Consider the following 3,336-nt stretch of genomic DNA (forward strand, 5'->3'; position numbering starts at 1 on the left):
CAGCGCCATAGGGTCATCATCAGTCCAATCAGATAATTGAATAACATGCTCGTTATCTGCACTAATAATATCGTTTTCTCGCGGTTCAATAATTAATGCACCGTACATGCCTGTCATTTCTTGAAAACCACTGTGGGAGTGATACCAATATGTACCGCTTTGCTGTAGCTTAAATTTATAAATAAAGGTTTCGCCCGGCATAATGCCTTTAAAACTGATACCTGGCACGCCATCCATCTGATAAGGTAGAATGATGCCATGCCAATGGATAGAGCTCGGTACTGATAAGTTATTTGTTACTCTTATAGTAACATCATCACCTTCTTTTAAGCGCAAGGTTGGAGCGGGTATAGAACCATTAATTGTTGTCGCCATACGTACTACGCCGGTAAAGTTAACCGGCGATTCATCTATGACCAGATCTATGACTTCGCCGCTTAATTCGGGCACAGTGCCTGTTAGTGTTCCTGCTACTAAAGATGATGCAGCATGTAACACGCTCGGAAAAGCAGCAAGTACACCACCTGCAATTATGCCTTGAACAAATCGTCTTCGTGGTGTGCTAACCTGTTGTGATGACTTTTTAAACCCCATTTCCTTACTCCTTCATAGCAGAATAGTTATTAAGTATAGAAAATAGACCTGTCTTTAACATGACGCGAACATTACAAAGTTGTAATCTTGATGTCATGTTGCTGTTACGGTGAATACGGCATAATCTTATAACAGACAATAATTATAACTTTAATAAAGGTTTTGCATGCGCTTACTAGTTGTTGAAGATGAAGTGAAAACAGGTGATTACTTAAAGCAAGGTCTGAGTGAAGCTGGTTTTCAAGTTTCATTAGCACGTAATGGGCTCGATGGGCATCATTTAGCAATGACTGAGTTATTTGATGTCATAATTTTGGATGTAATGTTGCCAGATGTATCTGGTTGGCGAATTTTACAATCTATTCGTGAAGTGAATAAAGACGTTCCTGTTCTTTTTCTATCGGCTCGTGACAGTGTCGATGACAGAGTAAAAGGGCTTGAATTAGGCGCTGATGACTACTTAATAAAGCCCTTTGCATTCTCTGAAGTGTTAGCAAGGGTACGCACGCTTCTTCGTCGCGGAAACGCGCATAAAACCGAAGGCATCTTGCAAACCTATGATTTACAAGTTAATATTCAAAAGCGGAATGTATTTCGTGCCGAACAACGTATACTCCTAAGCAATAAAGAATTTAGTTTACTTGAACTATTACTGCGCCGTGAGGGTGAAGTACTTCCTCGTTCACTAATCGCTTCTCAAGTTTGGGATATGAACTTTGATAGCGATACAAATGTCATTGATGTAGCCATTCGCAGACTCAGAAGTAAAGTTGATGATGGTTTTCCAGTAAAGCTAATACACACTGTGCGTGGCATGGGTTACAAGCTTGAGGTAATAACCGATGAGCCTTAATGAAAAACCATTATCTTTAACAATGCGAGTGGTATTGTTTGTTGCTTTGACAGTGATAGGCTGCTTAACCCTCGTCGCTTCGCTTATAAGTAGCTCAATAAATCATCATTTTTTACAACAAGATAGTGGTGAATTAAAAGTTATCACACAGTCTGTCAAATCCGTTTTATCTAAGCCATACGCGTCGGAAAAAAACCTTAGAAATGCGTTATCTCAAGCCGTGGCGGGTCATCATGGGGTTTATTATCAAGTTAATACAGCTCAAGGAAGGCTTATATATAAAAGTACGGCAACAGACTTTAGCGAATTTGTTTTAAAAGTAACCACCTCAAACCGTTTTAACCAAAACAACATAGTTGAATGGCAAAAAAACACACATACTTATCGCGCTTTAGTGAGTGACTTTAGTACTGAGCAGCAACTTTATAAGATCACAGCTGCTATTGATATGAGCTTTCATTTACACTTTCTCAATCAATTTCAGCAAAGCCTTTGGGCTATTATGTTTGGTTCAGCGGTACTCATTTTATTGGTGGCTTGGTTTGCTATACATCAAGGACTCAACCCAATACGTGGTTTAAGCCAGAAAATGCATGATATCCAAACTAATAAAATGGATGTAAGGCTTGATGAAGGCCAAGTACCGATTGAGCTTGTTAATATGGTGCAATCTTTCAATGCAATGCTAGACAGGTTACAAGGTGAGTTTATCCGCCTATCAAATTTTTCCAGTGATATTGCTCATGAGCTACGTACACCGCTTACCAATATAATAACTCAAACACAGGTTGGTCTATCTAAAAAAAGACAATCCGAAGAGTACCAAGAGTTATTATTTTCTAACCTCGAAGAGCTTGAGCGGCTAACTAAGATGGTTAACGACATGCTTTGGCTGGCAAAATCTCAAAACGGCCTAATTAAACCAGCCCAAGATATTTTATCCAGCCATGAAGAAATTGAGGTGCTGTTTGAGTATTTTGATGCATTAGCTGAAGAGTCATCGCTGATACTTCATAAAGCAGGTGAAAACATCAGCTTTTATTGTGACAAGCTACATTTTCGTCAATTGTTATCAAACCTGTTATCGAATGCTATAAGATATGCACCGAAGGGGTCATCAATTACGGTATGTAGTGAAATAACATCTGCTGAAAAAGTATGTATCTGTGTGAGTAATACCGGTGAGAAAATACCTTCTGCACATTTACCTTATTTATTTGATCGCTTTTATCGATCAGATAAGTCTCGTCAACGCCATAGTGATGGCGCTGGTTTAGGGCTCGCTATAGTTAAAGCCTTAGCTGAAGCTAATGGCGGGAATGTAAAGGTTTGTTCAAACGATCAGAATACCTGCTTTAATGTTTATTTAAATTTATTTAAATTTATTTAAATAGTATTCATTTAATGTCAGCTATACTAATAATCGGCTCATGTGTTGAAACTTGCCTTTGACAATTGTACTTATTCAGTTAAATAATTATTTTACCTTTTCCACATTGTTAGTTCAGCCGCTTTATATTGATATTGTAGTATCGTAAGTGCTAACCCATTATGTTGAGCTGCAATATTTGTTATATGGCTTTTTAATTGTTGAACTTCATCAGGGTACATCTCATTTAACCTTGTTTCATTTTTTAGGCGATGCTTTAAGCAATTGAAGATATATTAATTTTTCTTCAGTAAAAATAACTCTGACTCAAGATCATTTATCTTTTTTAAGTGCTGGTGATTTGAAAGCGCTAGGGCATTGTGGGTAGAAGCCATTTGTGCCATTTGCTCTTTTAAGCTGGCTATTTCCGCTCGATATTTTTCTTTTAACCGTTTCTCGTTGGCAAGCTTTTCACGTAACTTAGTAACATCTGAGTTTTGCTGTGCTTGCTTTTTTGTTA

3 protein-coding genes and 1 pseudogene are annotated in these 3,336 nt (G+C 37.9%); 2 read left to right on the forward strand and 2 right to left on the reverse strand.

Features of this window, described 5'->3' with window-relative positions:
• On the reverse strand, positions 1-594 hold a 594-nt coding region (locus ENH88_RS15025; protein ID WP_304183394.1), incomplete at its 3' end, for a multicopper oxidase domain-containing protein.
• Positions 595-760: 166 nt separating this feature from the next.
• Here ENH88_RS15025 and ENH88_RS15030 point away from each other — a divergent pair.
• Together ENH88_RS15030 and ENH88_RS15035 are read left to right on the forward strand one after the other, a co-directional pair.
• Complete coding sequence (locus ENH88_RS15030) at positions 761-1,447, forward strand: heavy metal response regulator transcription factor (protein ID WP_304183396.1); 687 nt, start codon at positions 761-763, stop codon at positions 1,445-1,447.
• Positions 1,437-2,837, forward strand: a complete 1,401-nt coding sequence (locus ENH88_RS15035; RefSeq protein ID WP_182758720.1) for a heavy metal sensor histidine kinase — start codon at positions 1,437-1,439, stop codon at positions 2,835-2,837. Before ENH88_RS15030 ends, ENH88_RS15035 begins: the two co-directional genes overlap by 11 nt.
• 275 nt (positions 2,838-3,112) lie before the next feature.
• Here the strand turns inward: ENH88_RS15035 and ENH88_RS15040 are convergent.
• Positions 3,113-3,336 (reverse strand): annotated as a pseudogene (locus ENH88_RS15040) (hypothetical protein); the annotation flags it as partial.

The sequence above is a fragment of the Pseudoalteromonas prydzensis genome, from assembly GCF_011050055.1.
GTDB classification, from domain to species: domain Bacteria; phylum Pseudomonadota; class Gammaproteobacteria; order Enterobacterales; family Alteromonadaceae; genus Pseudoalteromonas; species Pseudoalteromonas prydzensis_A.